This window comes from Lactiplantibacillus sp. 30.2.29 (assembly GCF_018991255.1).
GTDB lineage: Bacteria > Bacillota > Bacilli > Lactobacillales > Lactobacillaceae > Lactiplantibacillus > Lactiplantibacillus pentosus.
Genome location: NZ_JAGYGU010000001.1, coordinates 9,791 through 28,381 on the forward strand (window position 1 = coordinate 9,791; position 18,591 = coordinate 28,381).

The window sequence follows — 18,591 nt, forward strand, 5'->3', positions numbered from 1 at the left end:
CTAGTTGGGATTTACGAGAACTAGATGATTTTTCTTTTGCCAACCAATCACGTGGCGCGAGCCCCAGACTGTGATAAAATAGTAACGTTTCATGTGAACGGGTCACACCTTCACTGAATCGGTGATAGATGTGAGTACTTAGGTTCTCTGAGCCGTGTGATTGCAGTAACTGGCTTCACTTTGGACTTTGATGATGTTTCAGAAGTGATGTTGATTAGCTTGTAGTCAGACCCAGACAGCCGTTCACATCAGCACCGAAATAGGCGTTAACTAATCAAGAACGTTTAAATGAGATAAGAGGAGGACCACTGGTGAGTTTAAACCAACAAGAAATGTTCGAGAAACTCCTCGAACAAATTGAGATGCCGACAGGTCCTGAATTCGAGGCCGCGGCGATCGATAAGTTGACCGTGCATCAAGCTTCCAAAGTTTGGGAATTTCATTTGCATTTTCAACACGTGCTGCCTTACTCGCAATTTATGACGTTTCAAAATAAACTCCAAATTGCGTTCAAGGACATTGCCCGGGTGACGTATAAAATCGTAACGGATGATACCGAAGTCAACGGTCGCGAACTAGCAGAGTATTGGGAGTGGATCGTTCAACATAGTGGGATTAAGTCGTCACTTGTTCAGTCTCTGTGCAATAGCAATGTACCGACCTATGAAGATGGTCGCGTCATTCTATTAGCTGAAAATGAAGTGATTCAAAATTTTTTGACCAATCAAGCTTTGGGGCCGATTGAATCGACGTATCATCGACTCGGGTTTCCAAAGTTCTCGATCCACACGATGATTGACGAAAGTGCGTCGCAAGCAAAAATCAAGGAATTCCACGAACAGAAGGCCAAGTCGGATCAAGAACTGGCCAAAAAGGCCGAAGCGGCCATTAAGAAAGCCAATGAAAAGCGGCAGAAGCAGGCTGATTCTCCGGCGCCAATCGATGGCCCAGTGCAATTAGGAAAGCAAATCAATCCGCAAGAACCAGCAAAACAAATGGTTCAAATTACGGAAGAAGAGCGGTCTGTCATCGTTGAAGGTTACGTTTTCGACATGGAAGTCCGGACGCTGCGTTCACAACGACAGTTATTGATTTTAAAAGTAACCGATTATAGCTCGTCGATGGTTGTTAAGAAGTTCTCTCGCAATGCAGACGACGAGGCCCAATTTGCAGCGCTACACACTGGGATGTGGGTCCGTGTTCGCGGTTCCGTTCAAGAAGATAGTTTCATGCGGGATTTGACGATCAACGCATACGACATTAATGAGACGTCGCACGCCAGTCGTCAAGATACGGCGCCAGCGGATGATAAACGAGTGGAACTACATCTACACTCCAACATGAGTCAGATGGATGCGACCAACAGTGTCAGCGATTACGTCAAACAGGCGGCCAAGTGGGGCCATCCGGCAATCGCCATCACTGACCATTCGGGTGCCCAGGCCTTTCCGGAAGCTTTTGCAGCCGGTGAAAAGAATAATATCAAAATTTTGTATGGGGTCGAAGCCAACATGGTCGATGACGGGGTGCCGATTGCTTACAACGACGCGCACGTTGATTTAAAAGAATCGACTTACGTTATCTTTGATACTGAAACGACCGGACTATCCGCCATCTATGACCGGGTCATCGAATTGTCTGCAGTTAAGATGGTCAAAGGAAACGTTGTCGACCAGTTTGAAGAATTTATCGACCCTGGTTTTCATTTATCGGAAACGACGACCAATTTGACCAGTATTACGGATGACATGGTACGTGGTTCGAAATCCGAAGAGGAAGTCTTTAAGTTATTCCGTGAATTTTATGGCGATGCCATCGTTGTTGGTCATAACGTTACTTTCGATATCGGGTTCATGAATACCGGGTACGCGCGTCATCATATGGGCCCCATCACGAACCCAATCATTGACACGTTAACGCTGGCGCGCTGGCTATACCCGAATTTACGGGGTTACCGGTTAAATACGCTGGCCAAGAAATTCAACGTTAACTTGGAACACCATCACCGGGCGATTTATGATGCGGAATCTACGGGACATTTGAACCACATCTTTTTGAAGGACGCCGAGGAACGCTATGGGGTCCAGTTCCACGAACAATTAAATGATCATATGAATGAGAATGCAGCTTATCGCCACGCGCGGCCATTCCACGCGACATTGTATGCGCAGACGCAAGCCGGTTTGAAGAACCTGTTCCGAATCATTTCACTATCTAACGTCGAATACTATTACCGGGTGCCACGGGTGCCGCGAAGCATTCTGAATAAATATCGAGATGGAATTCTGGTCGGTTCGGCTTGCTCAAGTGGTGAAGTCTTCACCGCAATGATGCAAAAAGGGAAGGAAGAAGCCCGTCAGAAGGCTGGTTACTATGACTTCCTGGAGGTCCAACCAAAAGCGGCTTACTCGGCACTGATTGAGAGTGGCTTGATTGCCGATACGGCTCACTTAGAAGAGATTATCGGTAACATGGTCGAACTGGGTCATGAAATGAATATTCCGGTCGCTGCAACTGGTGATGTTCATTATCTCAATCCAGAAGATAAAATTTATCGTAAGATCTTGATTCATTCGCAACCCGGGAATCCGTTGAATCGAACGGAACGCCCAGATGTGCATTTCCGCTCGACAGACGAAATGCTCAAAGATTTTGATTTTCTTGGTGCGGATACCGCCCATGAAATCGTTGTCGATACCCCACGCGCGATTGCGGACCGGTTTGAAATCGTCCGTCCGGTCAAGGACAAACTGTATACGCCGCGGATGAAGGGTGCCGAAGCTGAAATTGAGAAGCTGACGATGGATCGAGCCCATGCTTGGTACGGCGATCCGTTGCCGGAAATCGTGCAAAAACGAGTCGACAAAGAGTTGAAGAGTATTATCGGGAACGGGTTCTCGGTTATTTACCTGATTGCCCAACGGCTGGTATTCAAGAGTAACAAGGACGGTTACCTGGTTGGGTCGCGTGGTTCCGTTGGGTCTAGTCTGGTCGCAACGCTATCTGGGATTACGGAAGTTAACCCGATGCCGCCACATTACCGTTGTCCAAATTGCCAATATTCGCATTTCTATACGAATAATGAATATGGTTCTGGCTACGATTTACCGCCGAAGGATTGTCCTGAATGTGGCACTAACATGGTTCGTGATGGGCAAAACATCCCATTCGAAACTTTCCTTGGTTTCTACGGAAACAAGGTGCCGGATATTGATTTGAACTTCTCCGGTGACTACCAACCGATTGCCCACAACTATACCAAAGTCTTGTTCGGTGAGAAAAATGTTTACCGTGCCGGGACGATTGGAACGGTCGCAGATAAGACTGGTTATGGCTACGTCAAGGCGTACGAACGTGATACCAATCAAACGTTGCGTTCAGCCGAGGTCGACCGGTTAGCCAAAGGCACGACGGGGGTCAAGCGGACGACTGGGCAACATCCGGCCGGTATCATTGTTGTGCCGGACTATATGGATATTTATGACTTTACACCAGTCCAATATCCCGCTGACGACCAGAGTGCGGCCTGGCAAACGACCCACTTTGATTTCCATTCGATTCATGATAATATCTTGAAAATTGATATTCTAGGGCATGATGACCCGACGATGATTCGGATGCTCCAAGATTTGTCGGGAATTCAACCTGAAAGCATTCCGCCAGTTGATCCGAATGTCATGAAGATTTTCTCAAGTCCCGAAGTCTTAGGCGTCACCGAAGACCAGATTTTCTCTAAAACGGGGACCCTGGGTATTCCTGAATTCGGGACGCGCTTCGTCCGGGGGATGCTGGAAGAAACCCATCCGTCGACGTTTAACGAATTGCTTCAAATCTCTGGACTCTCCCACGGGACCGACGTGTGGCTCGGCAACGCGGAAGAATTGATCAAGGATGGTACGGTTACGCTGGCCGAAGTTATTGGGTGTCGTGATAACATCATGACCGACTTGATTCACTATGGGATGGAATCTGATATGTCCTTCCAAATCATGGAACACGTGCGGAAGGGTCGTGGGATTCCTGATGAGTGGCAACAGGCGATGAAGGATGCTGACGTTCCCGATTGGTACATCGAGTCGTGTCTCAAAATCAAGTACATGTTCCCACGGGCGCATGCGGCGGCTTATATCTTGATGGCGTTGCGGGTCGCGTACTTCAAAGTATACTTCCCACTGATTTACTACACGGCCTACTTCTCGGTGCGGGCGGATGATTTCGACCTCGTCGCGATGGCTCATGGTAAGGAAGCGGTCAAGGCCTCGATGAAAGCCATCACGGATAAAGGGATGGATGCGAGTGCCAAGGAAAAGAACTTGCTGACGGTGCTCGAGCTGGCAAACGAAATGTTGGAACGTGGCTTCAACTTCTCCATGGTCGACTTAGACAAGTCGGATGCATCCGATTGGTTGATTGATGGTGACACGCTGATTGCACCATTCCGAGCCGTGCCTGGTCTTGGACTGAATGTCGCCAAGCAGATCGTGGCCGCACGCGCGGATAAACCATTCCTATCGAAGGAAGATTTATCGAAACGCGGTAAGGTTTCTAAGAGTTTGATCGACTTCATGACCGAAAATGGGGTTCTGAACGATTTACCGGATGAAAACCAATTATCTCTGTTTTAATTGAAGATGGATTGTGCGCGTTGATTTGTCATGAATACAACATGCGATTAGTTGGATTACTGTTCGTCAGCAGATGCCGACCCTAGTCCGACTGACAGAGCTGGCTGACAACGCTGGAACAGGCCGGACATTGATTTGAACTCACACGAAAAACCACTGTGCAATTTCAAATATGAGTACACCGCGTCCGATAAGTTAAAAATTGATGAAATTTTAGTCGAATTGGACGTGCAACGGGCAACATTGCAGTTTGTGGCCAAATGATGCGCAGCAATGCCGTCATATCAGTGATTAACGTGCTTTTGTGGCATGGTTTCGACGGGTAATTAATTGCCGGTGCTAACGGCTATAAAAGGCGTGAGCTTGCGGTTTGACCATAATTGTGCTAATATATGATTGTAATTTAAAACTCGTTAACGAGTGAGCAGCGATGCTCACTCTTTTTATTGGACTAATCTGAATAGGAGGCACAGCCTTGAGCAATAATGTTGTTGAAACCATTCAGCCAGTGGCCGCAGCCATTGTCAGCGCACACCAGTTTGAACTCGTCGACCTGGAATTTGTGCGCGAAGGTCAGAGCTGGTACTTGCGGCTCTACATCGACAAGCCAGGCGGCATTAATATTGAAGAATGTGCGATGGTTAGTGATGAACTAAGTGAGAAGTTGGATACGATGGAACCTTATCCAATTCCACAAGCTTACTTTTTAGAGGTCTCTTCGCCTGGTGCGGAACGGCCGCTGAAGAAGGAAGCAGATTATCAAAATGCCATCGGAAAATATGTACACGTTGGTTTATACCAGAAATTAGATGGTAAAAAGGTCTTTGAAGGTGATTTGACGGAAGTCACGCCAACCACGGTGACAATCGATTATTTAGATAAGACCCGTCATAAGACGGTCACGATCAATCGTGATCAGATTTCACAAGCCCGCTTAGCGGTAAAGTTCTAGATAAGTAAAGGAGTCTACACATGAGTAAGGAATTATTAGGGGCCTTAGACACCCTCGAATCAGAAAAGGGCATCAAAAAAGAAGTTGTGATCGAAGCCCTCGAAGCTGCCTTGGTTTCTGCATACAAACGGAACTACGGTCAGGCGCAAAACGTTGAAGTTGACTTTGATCAAGTAAAGGGTAATATTCACGTATATGCGGTCAAAGAAGTCGTTGAAGATGTTTTTGACTCAAGGCTGGAAGTTAGCTTACAAGACGCGTTAGCAATTAACCGGGCTTACGAAATTGGTGATGACATTCGGTTTGAAGTCACACCTAAGAACTTTGGCCGCATCGCTGCTCAAACGGCAAAGCAGGTCATCATGCAACGGGTACGTGAAGCTGAACGTGGGATCATCTATGACGAATACAGCCAGTACGAAAATGAAATCGTCACTGGTGAAGTTGAACGCCAAGATAATCGGTTCGTTTACGTTAGCTTAGGTAAGGTGGAAGCCGTTATGGGCCGCTCCGACCAATTACCAGGTGAAGTATACCGGATTCACGATAAAATCAAGGTTTACGTTTCTAAAGTGGAAAATGCCACTAAGGGTCCCCAAGTGTTCGTTTCGCGGACTGCGCCGGACTTGTTGAAACGGTTGTTCGAACAAGAAGTGCCTGAAATTTTCGACGGGATCGTTGAAATCGTCTCAATTGCTCGTGAAGCGGGTGATCGCGCTAAGGTCGCAGTTCGTTCAAACAATCCGAACGTTGATCCAGTCGGGACCTGTGTCGGACCAAAAGGCCAACGGGTCCAAACCATTGTTAACGAACTCCATGGCGAAAACATGGATATCGTTGAATGGACGGATGATACGGCAGTCTTCATCGCCAATGCGTTGAACCCCGCCGAAGTCTTGGATGTCATTTTTGACCCTGAAAACGAACGCGGCTGTACCGTGGTCGTTCCTGATTATCAATTATCATTAGCAATTGGGAAACGTGGTCAAAATGCGCGTTTAGCAGCTAAGTTGACCGGCTTCAAGATCGATATCAAATCTGAAACCGAAGCATCTGATATAATGGATGCAAACCCTGATGATGTGGCAGCTGCCGAAACAGCACCACAAGCAGCGACTGAAGATGCCCCTGTCAGTGATGGTGTGGCTGACGATGTTGCCGCTGAACCATCAGCAGCGACTGACGCAGAACCTGAAGCAACTGATTCAGAAGCAACTGAACCTGAAGCAGTCACCGATTCAGAAGCTGCAGCCTCTGATGAAGCTGCCAGTGACGCTGAATAGGGTCAGGTTCGTAATGAAGTAATCAAAGGAGGTCTGGGATTATGAAAAAAAGAAAAGTGCCGTTACGAAAGGACATTGTGACGGGTGAAATGCATCCCAAAAAAGACTTAGTCCGGGTCGTTAAGAACAAGCAGGATGAAGTTTCCGTAGATCCAACTGGTAAGAAGCCAGGACGCGGTGCTTACATTGCGTTAGACGTTGCAGTTGCCCAACGTGCCAAGAAGGAAAAAACCTTCGATAAGGCATTCGGCATCAAAGTCGAAGCGGATTTTTACGATGAATTGGTGGCCTACGTGGATCACCAACAAGCGCGAAAGGAACTCTTCGGAAATGACGCCTAATCAAGCTTGTTTGAACCTACTGGGCCTTTCACGGCGTGCCAGTAAGCAAATTGCAGGTGAAGGCTTGACCTTAGCTGCGATTCGTAATCAGACGGCCAAGCTAGTCTTTATTGCTAGTGATGCCGGTCCCACGACTGCCAAAAAGTTCCATGATAAGGCCCAATCTTATGATGTTCCTGTGATCGATACCTTTACTAAAGCTGAAATGAATGCGGCGACGGGCAATAAACGAACCGTTTATGCCATTACTGACGCCGGATTTGCCAAGAAAATGGTGGCGATCATGAATCAGTAAAGGAGGGTGAAACTATGGGAAAACAGCGAATTTACGAACTTGCGAAGACCTTGAACGTGCCAAGCAAACAATTGATTGCGCAAGCACAACAATTGGGCTTCGCGGTTAAAAATCATATGTCGACCCTCGGTGACGCTGAAGTCCGCCAGTTAACTGGCGCGGCGACCGTTACCCATCCTAAGTCTCAATCGGCTCCGGCACAGCGGAGTCAGGCGACGCATACCGTCGCCAAAAATGTGACACGAACTGCTAATCAGCAGCAATCCAACTCGCGTCATTTACAGAGTGGTGATTCTTTGAATAATAATCGTAATAATAACCAAAATAATAGTCAAAGTCGCAATAACAATGGCGGCAGCCGGTCTAATGGTAACGCAACCCGGTCCAACAATAATACGCGGACAAACAATAGTCGCAATAACGGCGGCAATGGGGCTAACCGGTCTAATAACAGCAGTAACCGGCCAAATAACAACCGTTCGAACAACAATTCATCGAACCGGTCTAACAATGGCGGTAACCGTTCTAACAACACTAGCAACCGCAGCAACAATAACGGTGGCCAAAACCGGAATAGCAACAACAACCGTAGTTCGAACAGCAACAATTCCAACAACAATCGTTCTAACGGGACGACGAACAGTGCGCGGAATGGTAGCGGCCGCTTCGGTGGTAGTTTGAATAGTAACAACAATGGTGGCGGCAACGGTGGTGGTCGTTATCGTGGTGGTAACAACAATAACCGTCGTCGTAACAACCGCAACAACCGCAACCGCAATAACAATAAGAATCAACGGATTCGCCAAGTGAACAACAAGCCGGCGCCAGTTCGTAAGGACAAGCCGTTGCCAGAAACACTGGTTTACACGGTCGGCATGAACGCCCAAGATTTAGGGAAGTTATTGCACCGTGAACCAGCTGAAATTATCAAGAAGTTATTCATGTTGGGCGTGGCGGTTAACCAAAACCAGTCACTCGACAAGGATACGATTGAAATTTTAGCGACTGATTACGGCATTGACGCCCAAGAAAAAGTTGAAGTTGATGTCACTGACTTGGACAAGTTCTTCGATGACGAAGTGAATAATACCGATAACCTTGAACCACGGGCACCAGTGGTTACTGTCATGGGACACGTTGACCATGGTAAGACGACCTTGCTGGACAAATTACGGCATACTCACGTTACTGAAGGCGAAGCCGGTGGGATCACGCAAGCAATCGGGGCTTATCAAGTTAAGCACGATGGCAAGATCATCACTTTCTTAGATACACCAGGGCATGCGGCCTTTACTGAAATGCGGGCGCGTGGTGCTGATATTACTGATATCACGGTCTTAGTGGTTGCTGCGGATGATGGTGTGATGCCACAAACCATCGAAGCCATCAACCATGCGAAGGCTGCTAAGGTGCCAATCATTGTTGCAGTCAACAAGATTGATAAGCCAGGTGCTAACCCGAACCATGTCATGGAACAATTGACTGAATATGGGTTGATTCCTGAAGACTGGGGTGGCGACACGATCTTCGTTCAGATTTCGGCTAAGTTCGGTAAGAACCTTGACGAATTATTGGACATGATCTTATTACAATCTGAAGTCCTTGAATTAACGGCTAACCCTAAGCAAAATGCGGCTGGGTCTGTCTTGGAAGCCAGCCTTGACCGTGGGAAAGGATCAACTGCGACCTTGCTTGTTCAACAAGGGACGATGCATGTCGGTGATCCAATCGTTGTCGGCAATACCTATGGGAAAGTTCGGACAATGACCAACGACCATGGGAAGCGCATCAAAGAAGCCGTTCCTTCAACCCCAATTGAAATTACTGGGTTGAATGATGTGCCAGATGCTGGCGACCGTTTCGTTGTCTTTGATGATGAAAAGACAGCACGTGACGCCGGTGAACAACGGGCAAAACAAGCCTTAATGGAAGAACGTAAGCAGACGACGCATGTAACCTTGGATAACCTCTTTGATTCTATGAAGCAAGGGGAACTCAAGGAAGTTGACGTGATTATTAAGGCTGACGTTCAAGGTTCTGTTGAAGCCTTAGCTGGTAGCTTACGTAAAATCGACGTTGAAGGTGTTCGGGTCAACATTATCCATACGGCCGTTGGGGCAATCAACGAAAGTGACGTTGCCTTAGCCGAAGCAAGTAACGCCATCATCATCGGGTTCAACGTACGGCCAACGCCACAAGCCAAAGCCCAAGCTGACACAGACGATGTTGATATTCGTTTGCATCAAGTCATCTACAACGCTATCGATGAAATCGAGAGTGCGATGAAAGGGATGCTCGAACCGAAGTATGAAGAAGAAATCACTGGTCAAGCTGAAATTCGTGAAATCTACAAGGTTTCTAAGCTTGGAACTATCGGTGGTGGGATGGTCACTGATGGGGTCATCCACCGCGATTCCGGTGTTCGCGTCATTCGCGATGGTGTCGTGATTTATGACGGTAAGTTAGCTAGTTTACGGCGCTTCAAGGATGATGTGAAGGAAGTCAAGCAAGGCTTCGAACTTGGTCTTCGGGTCGAAGACTACAACGATATCAAAGTTAATGATGTCATTGAAGCTTACGTCATGAAGGAAGTTCCGATTGAATAACCTTTCAAAGGGGGATTAACCGATGGCACAACATTATCGTGTGGGTCGTCTAGAACAGGAAATCGAACGTGAAGTTAATGATATTTTATTAAAACGGGTTCGTGATCCACGGGTCGCAGGTGTGACGATTACTGGCGTCACAGTTACTGGTGACTTACAACAGGCGACCATCTACTACAGTATTTTGTCCGATAAAGCATCCGATGGCGAGAAGACGGCAGCTGGTTTGTCTAAGGCAACTGGCCTGATTCGTAGCGAATTAGGGTCACGACTTAGCATTTACAAGACGCCGGAATTAACGTTTGAACGGGATAACTCTGTTCAGTACGGTAGCCGGATCGATGAATTAATCAATAATTTAAAACGGCAAGACTAACCACTTGCCAAACCAAACGCCCTTGTCGCTATTGTGTGACGAGGGCGTTTTTTTAGTACCCAATTAACGTATTGTGCCCGCTAATTTGGCGTGAATCATGATTAAAACGTGCCAATTGTTTGGTTTACTGTTCGTCAGCCGATGCACTCCCTAATCCGGCCCCTCCAGTCGGGAACCCGCTCGAATGACAGATGAACAACCACCTATCTGGGTACAATTGACCACTGAATATTAGGAGACTGGTCCTTTATTCAAACGTTGAATTCGCGTCTATGATGATTTATAGCATCTAAATACTGATGAGATGATTTGAAGATTATCGATTCATTGGCAATTCGTCTTAAGATAGACGATTGAACTGAAACGTAGAATTAGCTTTCAGTTTGTATTTAAGATTCGACCAATTCAATGTCTAGAGAAAATCTTGATAACGTAAAGTAAGACCGAGGATTTGACGATCCAAACGCAAGAGTGACGAGCCAGAAATCATCAGAAGTCACCCTTACCGGTAATCATTATTCTGACTGGTTACTAAGAATCAGCGATCAGTACATTAAAAATTGGGTCCGCACATGTCTGCCTTTCGAATGCCTGGAAGCCGGCATAGGAAGCATCCACCCCAGAAAGTTTACGATAACTCGCACTGTTTCCAGCGGACCTCAGCTGGCAGCACTTGAACTTAAAAAATAGCACGTTTTAATCATCTATAGTGCCAATTAGGGCGTCGTACAATGCGTATTCAAACTGTTTCCAGCGAACCACAGTTGACAATATTTGAAACAAAATTCCAAATTAAAATGAAATTAGGGTTGACGAATCTAAATGAGAATGTTTTAATATAAACAATCAATGAAACGGAAAGGATAGATGATAATGACTCAATTCAACACGACTGCTTATTATTATGGCTTTGCTTATTTTAGGTAGCGCCCGTATTGGAACCTTAGATACGGACGGCACCTACGTTCGTGTCTAAGCAGAGTCAATTCATCTTGACCAGCTAGACACTGTGAGTCTAGCTGGAATAATAATCATCAATTGTAATTAAAATTTGATGAGCCAACTAGATTATTCAATCTAGCTGGCCTTTTTTATTTCCATTAAGGAGTGGTGGTTTATGCATCAACGACAGTTATCAATTAGTCTCTACTTGAACTATTTTGTCCATGGCATCGGCTTGATTATTTTAACGCAAAATATGCAAGCGCTAGGGCAGCATTGGCAAACACCGTTAGCGACAGTTTCCTACGTTATTTCAGGAATTGGGATTGGTCGATTATTCGCTTACTTTATTCTGGGCAACTTATCAGACCGTTTTGGCCGTAAAGTGTTCGTCAACATCGGGATGGCGAGTTACCTGATTTTCTTCCTCGGGATGGCCGTAGTGACCAACATTCAGGTTGCTTATGGGTTGGCAATTTTAGCCGGGGTGGCGAATTCAGCCCTCGACTCGGGCACGTATACCACGTTTATCGAGATGGGTGGTCGCCAGGGTTCTGCTAATGTCTTACTGAAAGCGTTCATGTCAGCTGGGGAATTCTTGTTACCACTGCTGGTTGCCAACCTTGAAGCCCAGCAACTTTGGTACGGGTGGTCGTTCATGTTGGCGGCGGTCATTTTACTCATCAACGGCGTTTTACTTAATCGGCAGCAGTTTCCTGTTCGTAACCAAGCTAATGCTTCGGCCTTGGCCGTTCGTCAGCAAATCAGTCACGGTCGGCGTTGGCTGGCCACGATTGGGCTCGCGGGATACGGCTACACGTCGATGGCAATCATGATTCTTTACACGCAATGGATCAGCTTATTCGCGACCCGCACGTTTCATTTTTCGGCGATACTCGCACATTGGTTGTTGTCGTTATACAGCATCGGTTCGATTAGCGGCGTGCTCGTGATTTTCTGGTTATTACGCCGCGGTGTGGCAGAGACCAAATTACTAGTGGCGATGAATGTCGGATCCTTAGTTGCATTGTTGGTGATTTGTTACAGTCCAATCGCTGGACTGTCAATGATCGCGGCACTCGCGTTCGGGTTTACCGCGGCTGGTGGTGTGATGCAGGTCGCACTGAACTTATTCATTAAGCTTTACCCGCAAGTTAAGGGACGCGTCACCGGTATTTACTTCACGTTTGGCAGTATTGCGTCCTTCACGATTCCGTTGATTACCGGTTGGCTGTCACAGCAAAACGTGGCGTTGGCCATGCGGTTCGATCTATTGATTGGTGTGGCCGGCATTGGTTGCGTGGGATTAGCGGCCTGGGCAATTCGCAGTCCGAAATCACTGAGTCAAGAACGTCAGCGAATCAACCACATCGACCAACAGATCGTCCGTCTACTCAACGAGCGGTTTGATACGGTCACGGCAATCGGTGAATTAAAACAACAGCAGCAGTTGCCCGTCCTAGATCAACAACGCGAACAACGGGTGTTACATCAAGTTGCCGCCAAGAGCAAACAAACGGCCCACACGCCGTACTTACAAGCAATTTATCAAGCCATTATGCGCAACTCACGCGCTTACCAGACAGATTTGCACGATTTACACAAGGAGGAAATTAATCATGATTAACTACGTCACTGCCGGAGAATCACATGGCCCGCAATTGAGCGGCATTTTAACCGGGATTCCCGCCGGACTTTCATTAGATATCGACGCCATCAATGCGGGGTTAGCCGCGCGACAGGGTGGGTTTGGCCGCGGTAATCGCCAACAAATCGAACACGACACGGTTCAAATTACCGGTGGGGTGCGACATGGTGTGACACTAGGTTCGCCGATCGCGTTAACCATCACCAACCGCGACCACGCGCACTGGTCAGCAATCATGGATCCACTTAGTCCAGCGACTGCGACCAATACGTTACGACAGGTCACACGGCCGCGACCCGGTCATGCGGATTTGGTTGGTGGCATGAAATATGGGCACCGCGACCTGCGCAACGTGTTGGAACGGTCCTCAGCTCGTGAAACGGCCATGCGGGTGGCGATTGGTCAGATTTGCAAACAGTTGTTGGCGCAGTTGGACATTCAGCTAATTGGTTACGTGCAACAGATTGGCGCGACACAAATTCCAGTCGATGGCACCCTGACTGTCAGCCAACTACAAGCACGAGTGAGCCAAAACGATTTGCGGATTGAAGCTAACGATCAAGTTGAAGCGCTGCATGACCTCATCACGGCGACTAAGAAAGCCGGTGATACCCTTGGGGGCATGATTCGCGTCGTTGCTGAAAATGTTCCTGCTGGCCTGGGGAGCTACACGAATTGGGACACCAAGTTAGACGGGCAGTTAGCAGCTGCCGTCATGGGCGTCAACGCGATGAAGGGCGTCGAGATCGGTGATGGCTTTACGGCTGCTGGGCAATACGGAAGTCAAGTAATGGATGAAATCGACTGGGATACGGCTGCCGGCTGGTCCCGTTTGACCAATCATTTAGGCGGCTTTGAAGGCGGAATGACGAATGGCATGCCAATTGTGATCAAAGCCGCAATGAAGCCGATTCCAACCCTTTACAAGCCATTACAAAGCGTCGACATTGCGACTAAAGTTCGTCAAAAGGCTAGCGTTGAACGTTCGGATACGACGGCCATCGTGCCAGCCTCGTTGGTGGTCGAGAGTGTCGTCGCAATTGAACTGGCACGGGCGCTGACCGCCACGTTTGATGGGAGTAACTTGCAACGGCTGCAGCGGATGCTGGCCGACTACCGCGACGAACTTCGGCAATATTAGGACGCCAATATGGAACTTCATACATTAGGTCCCACAGCGACCGATAGTTACGCGGCAGCGCGGACTTATAACCAACGTGTCTGGCAGGGGCAGGCGACGATTGTTGGCCATCCCAGTTTTGAATCGATTTTGACGAATCTGAACGCTTACCAGGGTGCGCAACTCGTGATACCCGCGGCCTTCAAATCGCCAACGCTGTATGCAAGCTGGGGCGATGTCCACTACGCCTTGCTGAATCAGTTGACATTGTGCGATTGTTTTATGACCAAACTGGATCCCTTAGTGGTTGTCCAACGGTTAGATGCCGACAACCAGATTGGCTATACGCACGCCGCAACAGCACAATTGCTCAAACGATTAGTCCAGCGGGTGACAGTCCAAACTGCTGCCAGTAAATACTTAGCGTATCAGGCCTATCAAGAAAATCAGGCCGCCTACGTCTTAACCAACGAAAAAAATGTGACATTAACGCACAATGAACGCCAACTCGCGCGCCTGACACCATCGATGGTGTGGTGCGTCTATCAAATTGATTAGGGATGATGATTGATGATAAAAACATTAACTGGAGCGCCCAAAATCGGCCTCCACGGGACATTAGCGGTTCCTGGCGATAAGAGTTTATCGCATCGCGGTCTGATCTTAGGGGCCATCAGTCAGGGGACAACGACGCTCCACGGCTTTTTACCCGCTGCTGACTGTCTGTCCACTCTGACTGCGCTGCAGGCGTTAGGCGTCCCGATTCACCGCGATGGGACGACGGTTACGATTACTGGGCGCGGGTTACACGGGTTATCCCAACCCAAGCAGCCGCTAGATATGGGAAATGCGGGAACGGCCACTCGGTTACTAGCCGGTTTGTTAGCCGGACAACCGTTTGCAACGACACTGATTGGGGATGCTTCACTGAGCCGTCGTCCAATGGAACGTGTGCGGCAACCTTTGCAGGCGATGGGGGCTCACATTGAGCTAACCGCGGGACATTTACCAATGAGGATTAATGGGCAACGACTACACGGTGGTCATACCGACATGCAGGTAGCTAGCGCGCAAGTCAAAAGTGCCCTGATCCTTGCGGCATTACAAGCGGACGGCCCCAGTACGATCGTCGAACAATTACCGACTCGTGACCATACCGAACGATTATTACGTCAATTTGGTGGCCATATCGAAACTGCGGCGGATGAACGTACGATTACCGTAACGCCACAACCACAATTGCAGGGTCAAACGGTGCAGATTCCCGGCGATTTTTCTTCGGCAGCGTTTTTTCTGACAGCCGCCAGCATCGTGCCAAAAGCCCATATTCGCTTGACCCAGGTCGGACTAAATCCAACGCGCACGGGTCTACTGAATGTTTTGCAGCGGATGGGTGGCCATGTTACCGTAACGCCGCAAACTCAAACCACTGAACCAGTGGGAGATATTGAAGTATCCTGTGCGCAGTTGCATCCGATTCACCTGATGGCTGCTGATATTCCAGCCATTATTGATGAACTGCCATTAGTGGCTTTGTTAGCTGCCACGGCGGATGGTATCAGTACGGTTAGTGGCGCTGCAGAATTGCGCGTCAAGGAGACCGACCGGATTGCGACTATCGTGACTGAGCTGCAAAAACTCGGCGTGGTGATTACGGCCCAACCGGATGGATTTACGATTGATGGTCGGGCAACTTGGCACCAACCAAAAGAGAATTTGGATAGTCATGGTGATCATCGAATCGGCATGATGATGGCGATTGCGGCATTACGGCTCCCTCAACCGACGCAACTCGCAGGTGCCGAAGCAGTCGACATTTCATACCCGACCTTTTTTGAAGATTTAGCACAGCTTTGTCAGGGGGTGCGTGTATGACAACGGTCTTAGTCAAGGGGATTGGTTTAATTGGTAGTTCATTGGCATTAGCAATCAAACAAGCTCACCCGGAAATGCGGGTGCTCGGGAGTGACTGCGATGTCGCCAGTCTGAGCTATGCCCAACAGCAAGGCATCATTGATGCGGCCGTTAAGGATTGGCAGGCTGCCGCACTGCAAGCGGATGTCATTTTGTTGGCGGGACCGGTCAATGTCATCGTGGCAGACTTAAAAACGCTCGCGACCTTAACACTGAAACCCAACGTGCTGGTCACGGATGTTGGTAGTACCAAACAACAAGTTGTACAAGCCGCACAGCCGTTACAACAACGGGGGATCAACTTTATCGGTGGTCACCCGATGGCAGGGTCGCATAAGTCAGGGGTGACGGCCGGTCGCGCGGATTTGTTTGAGAATGCCTTTTACTTTTTGATTCCTGGTCGCACGTCCGATACCGTCGTGACGCAATTACAAACGTTACTGTCGGCGACGCGGGTTAAATGGTTGACGGTGACGGCGCGCCAACACGACCGAATCGTGGGCCAGTTGAGCCATTTGCCGCACGTGGTTGCCGCCGCACTCGTCAATCAGACCCAACAGGTGTTGGCCGATTCACCATTAGGCTTGCGACTCGCTGCCGGTGGCTTTAAAAGCATTACCAGAATTGCCAGTTCTGATCCAACGATGTGGACGGCGATTTTGGCCACTAACGCTGAACTCGTAACCAGTGAATTGCAGGGCTATATTGACCGATTGAGTGACATTAAGACGGCCATCACTCATCAAGATGCGACTCGTGTTCATGAGTTTTTTGCGACGGCCAAAGTCACCCGTGACCGGCTTGGACCAGAACAACTGGGTGGGCTACCTAACTTTTATGACCTGTTTTTAAACGTGCCTGACCAGGTTGGGGCGATTGCGGATGTCACTCAACGTTTGGCAGCTGCAAAGTTGAGCTTGGTGAATATTCATATTTTAGAAATTCGAGAAGAAATCGACGGCGTTTTACAGCTGACGTTCAACGATGCCGTTGCACAAAATGAGGCGGCAACTTTATTAACGACAGCCGGATACCAGATCGTGAGGAGGAATTAATTAATGATGCAAGCAATTTTAATTGGATTTATGGGTAGTGGCAAGACAACGGTCGGCCGGATTCTAGCGCGCAGTCTAGCAACTGCCCACGCGGATTTGGATGACTTGATCGTCCAACAAGCGGGGCGGCCAATTACGACGATTTTTGCTGAACAGGGTGAGGCCTACTTCCGACAGTTAGAACACCAAACCCTGTTGCGTGCGCTTCAAGCAACCGGGGTGCTTTCAACCGGTGGCGGTACACCGACGATTGAGATGAATGCGGTTAGTCTAAAACAAAGTACGGTACCCGTCATTTGGTTAACTGCAAATGATGACACGATTATTCAGCGGGTCCAACAAGATTCCGGGCGGCCACTAGTCAATCAATTAGACCAGACAAGCCTACTCGCGCTCAAACGGCGTCGCCAAGCGTTATATGCCGATGTCGCCGACTTAACGATCGCCACCGACCAATTGACGCCCGCGCAAATTGCTGACCAGATTCAGGACTGGCTCAGCGATCAGCGTGCGGTACGGCAGGCTGAATAAGTATCACGGCTTGTGCGTCATGAATGATGGTTGAAACGTGCCATTTAGTTGGATTACTGTTCGTCAGCCGATGCGCTTCCTAGTCCGACTTCCGGGGCCGGCTGACAACGCTGGAACAGGGCGGACATCGATTTGAACTCACGCAGAAACCCACTGCGCAATTTCAAATACGAGTCTTCTTCTAGCCCGGAAAACCCGCCCGGACAAGAAGAATTTCGCCCTTGAGCATTGTCCGCCAGCCCCTACAGTCGGGAAGCCGTTCGAATGGCAGATGAACGGCCACTAATCTTGGTGCAATTGACCATTGAATATTAAAAGACGGGCCCTTCATGCGAACTTTGAACAACAACATTGATGATAATTTGTGGTGCTCATTTACCAGTAAGTCTGAAGATTATCACTTGATTCAATGGAAATTAGGCTAAAAATCAGACGATAAAATTGCCATCAGTGTAGAATTTGAGGTTTTAACGGTTGTGTCGACAAAGAAAGTTCCGTTAATGTTCAGCTATGCTGATGGTTCATCGTTTTACAGCACGGATAAGTCAGTTTGAATATTAATGAAAATTAGTGAAATTTGTCTTACCGGCGAATATCAAAATGGCTGTTATTAAGTGTCAACGACCATTCCATTAAAAGGTTGGGTCCACACATATCTGCCTTTCGAATACCATCCAGGCTGGAAGGTATTTCTGACAATGCTCAGCGTTTTTCAGAGTGTGAGGTTCAGACGGGTTGGGACTGAGGATTAGCCTAGCTAGAGCGTTAAGCGGTGAATTTCCGCTTGGCGCTCTGGCGTAGCTAACCGGAAGTCCCAGTCTGACCCGAACACGTTTCATCCATACTGCAGCTAACGTGAAAGACCAGTATTTAAGACGTGGGTTCTCGGCTTAAATCTGTGTC

Annotated in this window: 13 protein-coding genes; all 13 read left to right on the forward strand. The window is 48.3% G+C overall.

Going from position 1 to position 18,591, the window contains the following annotated elements:
• Positions 1-311 precede the first annotated feature (311 nt).
• The 13 genes from KGF65_RS00050 to KGF65_RS00110 all read left to right on the forward strand — a co-directional run bounded on the left by KGF65_RS00050 (position 312) and on the right by KGF65_RS00110 (position 17,688).
• Positions 312-4,625 (forward strand): PolC-type DNA polymerase III, encoded by a 4,314-nt coding sequence (locus KGF65_RS00050; protein ID WP_050338488.1) that lies wholly within the window; start codon positions 312-314, stop codon positions 4,623-4,625.
• Between the two features lie 475 nt (positions 4,626-5,100).
• Complete coding sequence (gene rimP, locus KGF65_RS00055) at positions 5,101-5,577, forward strand: ribosome maturation factor RimP (RefSeq protein WP_216748028.1); 477 nt, start codon at positions 5,101-5,103, stop codon at positions 5,575-5,577.
• A gap of 20 nt (positions 5,578-5,597) precedes the next feature.
• Positions 5,598-6,860 (forward strand): transcription termination factor NusA, encoded by a 1,263-nt coding sequence (nusA, locus tag KGF65_RS00060; protein WP_056952311.1) that lies wholly within the window; start codon positions 5,598-5,600, stop codon positions 6,858-6,860.
• A 41-nt stretch (positions 6,861-6,901) separates the two neighbouring features.
• Positions 6,902-7,201, forward strand: coding sequence for a YlxR family protein (locus KGF65_RS00065; RefSeq protein ID WP_003638958.1), 300 nt, complete (start codon positions 6,902-6,904; stop codon positions 7,199-7,201).
• Entirely contained in the window at positions 7,191-7,496 is a 306-nt protein-coding gene (locus KGF65_RS00070; RefSeq protein ID WP_003638957.1) for a ribosomal L7Ae/L30e/S12e/Gadd45 family protein, read from the forward strand. Before KGF65_RS00065 ends, KGF65_RS00070 begins: the two co-directional genes overlap by 11 nt.
• 14 nt (positions 7,497-7,510) lie before the next feature.
• Positions 7,511-10,102 carry a translation initiation factor IF-2 gene (gene infB / locus KGF65_RS00075; RefSeq protein ID WP_101873376.1) on the forward strand — a complete coding sequence of 864 codons (2,592 nt, stop codon included), beginning with the start codon at positions 7,511-7,513 and terminating at the stop codon, positions 10,100-10,102.
• A gap of 22 nt (positions 10,103-10,124) precedes the next feature.
• Positions 10,125-10,478, forward strand: a complete 354-nt coding sequence (gene rbfA / locus KGF65_RS00080) for a 30S ribosome-binding factor RbfA (protein ID WP_003638955.1) — start codon at positions 10,125-10,127, stop codon at positions 10,476-10,478.
• Between the two features lie 1,117 nt (positions 10,479-11,595).
• Positions 11,596-13,047 (forward strand): MFS transporter, encoded by a 1,452-nt coding sequence (locus KGF65_RS00085; RefSeq protein ID WP_050338493.1) that lies wholly within the window; start codon positions 11,596-11,598, stop codon positions 13,045-13,047.
• Positions 13,040-14,209 carry a chorismate synthase gene (aroC, locus tag KGF65_RS00090; protein ID WP_105924287.1) on the forward strand — a complete coding sequence of 390 codons (1,170 nt, stop codon included), beginning with the start codon at positions 13,040-13,042 and terminating at the stop codon, positions 14,207-14,209. Before KGF65_RS00085 ends, aroC begins: the two co-directional genes overlap by 8 nt.
• A 9-nt stretch (positions 14,210-14,218) precedes the next feature.
• Entirely contained in the window at positions 14,219-14,746 is a 528-nt protein-coding gene (locus tag KGF65_RS00095; protein ID WP_216748027.1) for an amino acid biosynthesis protein, read from the forward strand.
• 12 nt (positions 14,747-14,758) lie between these two features.
• A complete protein-coding gene (aroA, locus tag KGF65_RS00100) occupies positions 14,759-16,063 on the forward strand; it encodes a 3-phosphoshikimate 1-carboxyvinyltransferase (protein WP_101873379.1) in 1,305 nt (434 codons plus the stop codon).
• On the forward strand, positions 16,060-17,157 hold the full coding sequence (locus KGF65_RS00105; protein WP_101873380.1) for a prephenate dehydrogenase: 1,098 nt from the start codon (positions 16,060-16,062) through the stop codon (positions 17,155-17,157). The genes aroA and KGF65_RS00105 overlap by 4 nt, the downstream gene beginning before the upstream one ends.
• 6 nt (positions 17,158-17,163) lie before the next feature.
• Positions 17,164-17,688, forward strand: a complete 525-nt coding sequence (locus KGF65_RS00110) for a shikimate kinase (RefSeq protein WP_101874308.1) — start codon at positions 17,164-17,166, stop codon at positions 17,686-17,688.
• Positions 17,689-18,591 lie beyond the last annotated feature (903 nt).

What these genes read in the sequence shown, in the direction of transcription:
- nusA (WP_056952311.1), top strand. Translation starts at nt 5,598, where the DNA reads ATGAGTAAGGAATTATTAGGGGCCTTAGACACCCTCGAATCAGAAAAG.
- KGF65_RS00065 (WP_003638958.1), top strand. Translation starts at nt 6,902, where the DNA reads ATGAAAAAAAGAAAAGTGCCGTTACGAAAGGACATTGTGACGGGTGAA.
- KGF65_RS00070 (WP_003638957.1), top strand. Translation starts at nt 7,191, where the DNA reads ATGACGCCTAATCAAGCTTGTTTGAACCTACTGGGCCTTTCACGGCGT.
- infB (WP_101873376.1), top strand. Translation starts at nt 7,511, where the DNA reads ATGGGAAAACAGCGAATTTACGAACTTGCGAAGACCTTGAACGTGCCA.
- rbfA (WP_003638955.1), top strand. Translation starts at nt 10,125, where the DNA reads ATGGCACAACATTATCGTGTGGGTCGTCTAGAACAGGAAATCGAACGT.
- KGF65_RS00085 (WP_050338493.1), top strand. Translation starts at nt 11,596, where the DNA reads ATGCATCAACGACAGTTATCAATTAGTCTCTACTTGAACTATTTTGTC.
- aroC (WP_105924287.1), top strand. Translation starts at nt 13,040, where the DNA reads ATGATTAACTACGTCACTGCCGGAGAATCACATGGCCCGCAATTGAGC.
- KGF65_RS00095 (WP_216748027.1), top strand. Translation starts at nt 14,219, where the DNA reads ATGGAACTTCATACATTAGGTCCCACAGCGACCGATAGTTACGCGGCA.
- aroA (WP_101873379.1), top strand. Translation starts at nt 14,759, where the DNA reads ATGATAAAAACATTAACTGGAGCGCCCAAAATCGGCCTCCACGGGACA.
- KGF65_RS00105 (WP_101873380.1), top strand. Translation starts at nt 16,060, where the DNA reads ATGACAACGGTCTTAGTCAAGGGGATTGGTTTAATTGGTAGTTCATTG.
- KGF65_RS00110 (WP_101874308.1), top strand. Translation starts at nt 17,164, where the DNA reads ATGCAAGCAATTTTAATTGGATTTATGGGTAGTGGCAAGACAACGGTC.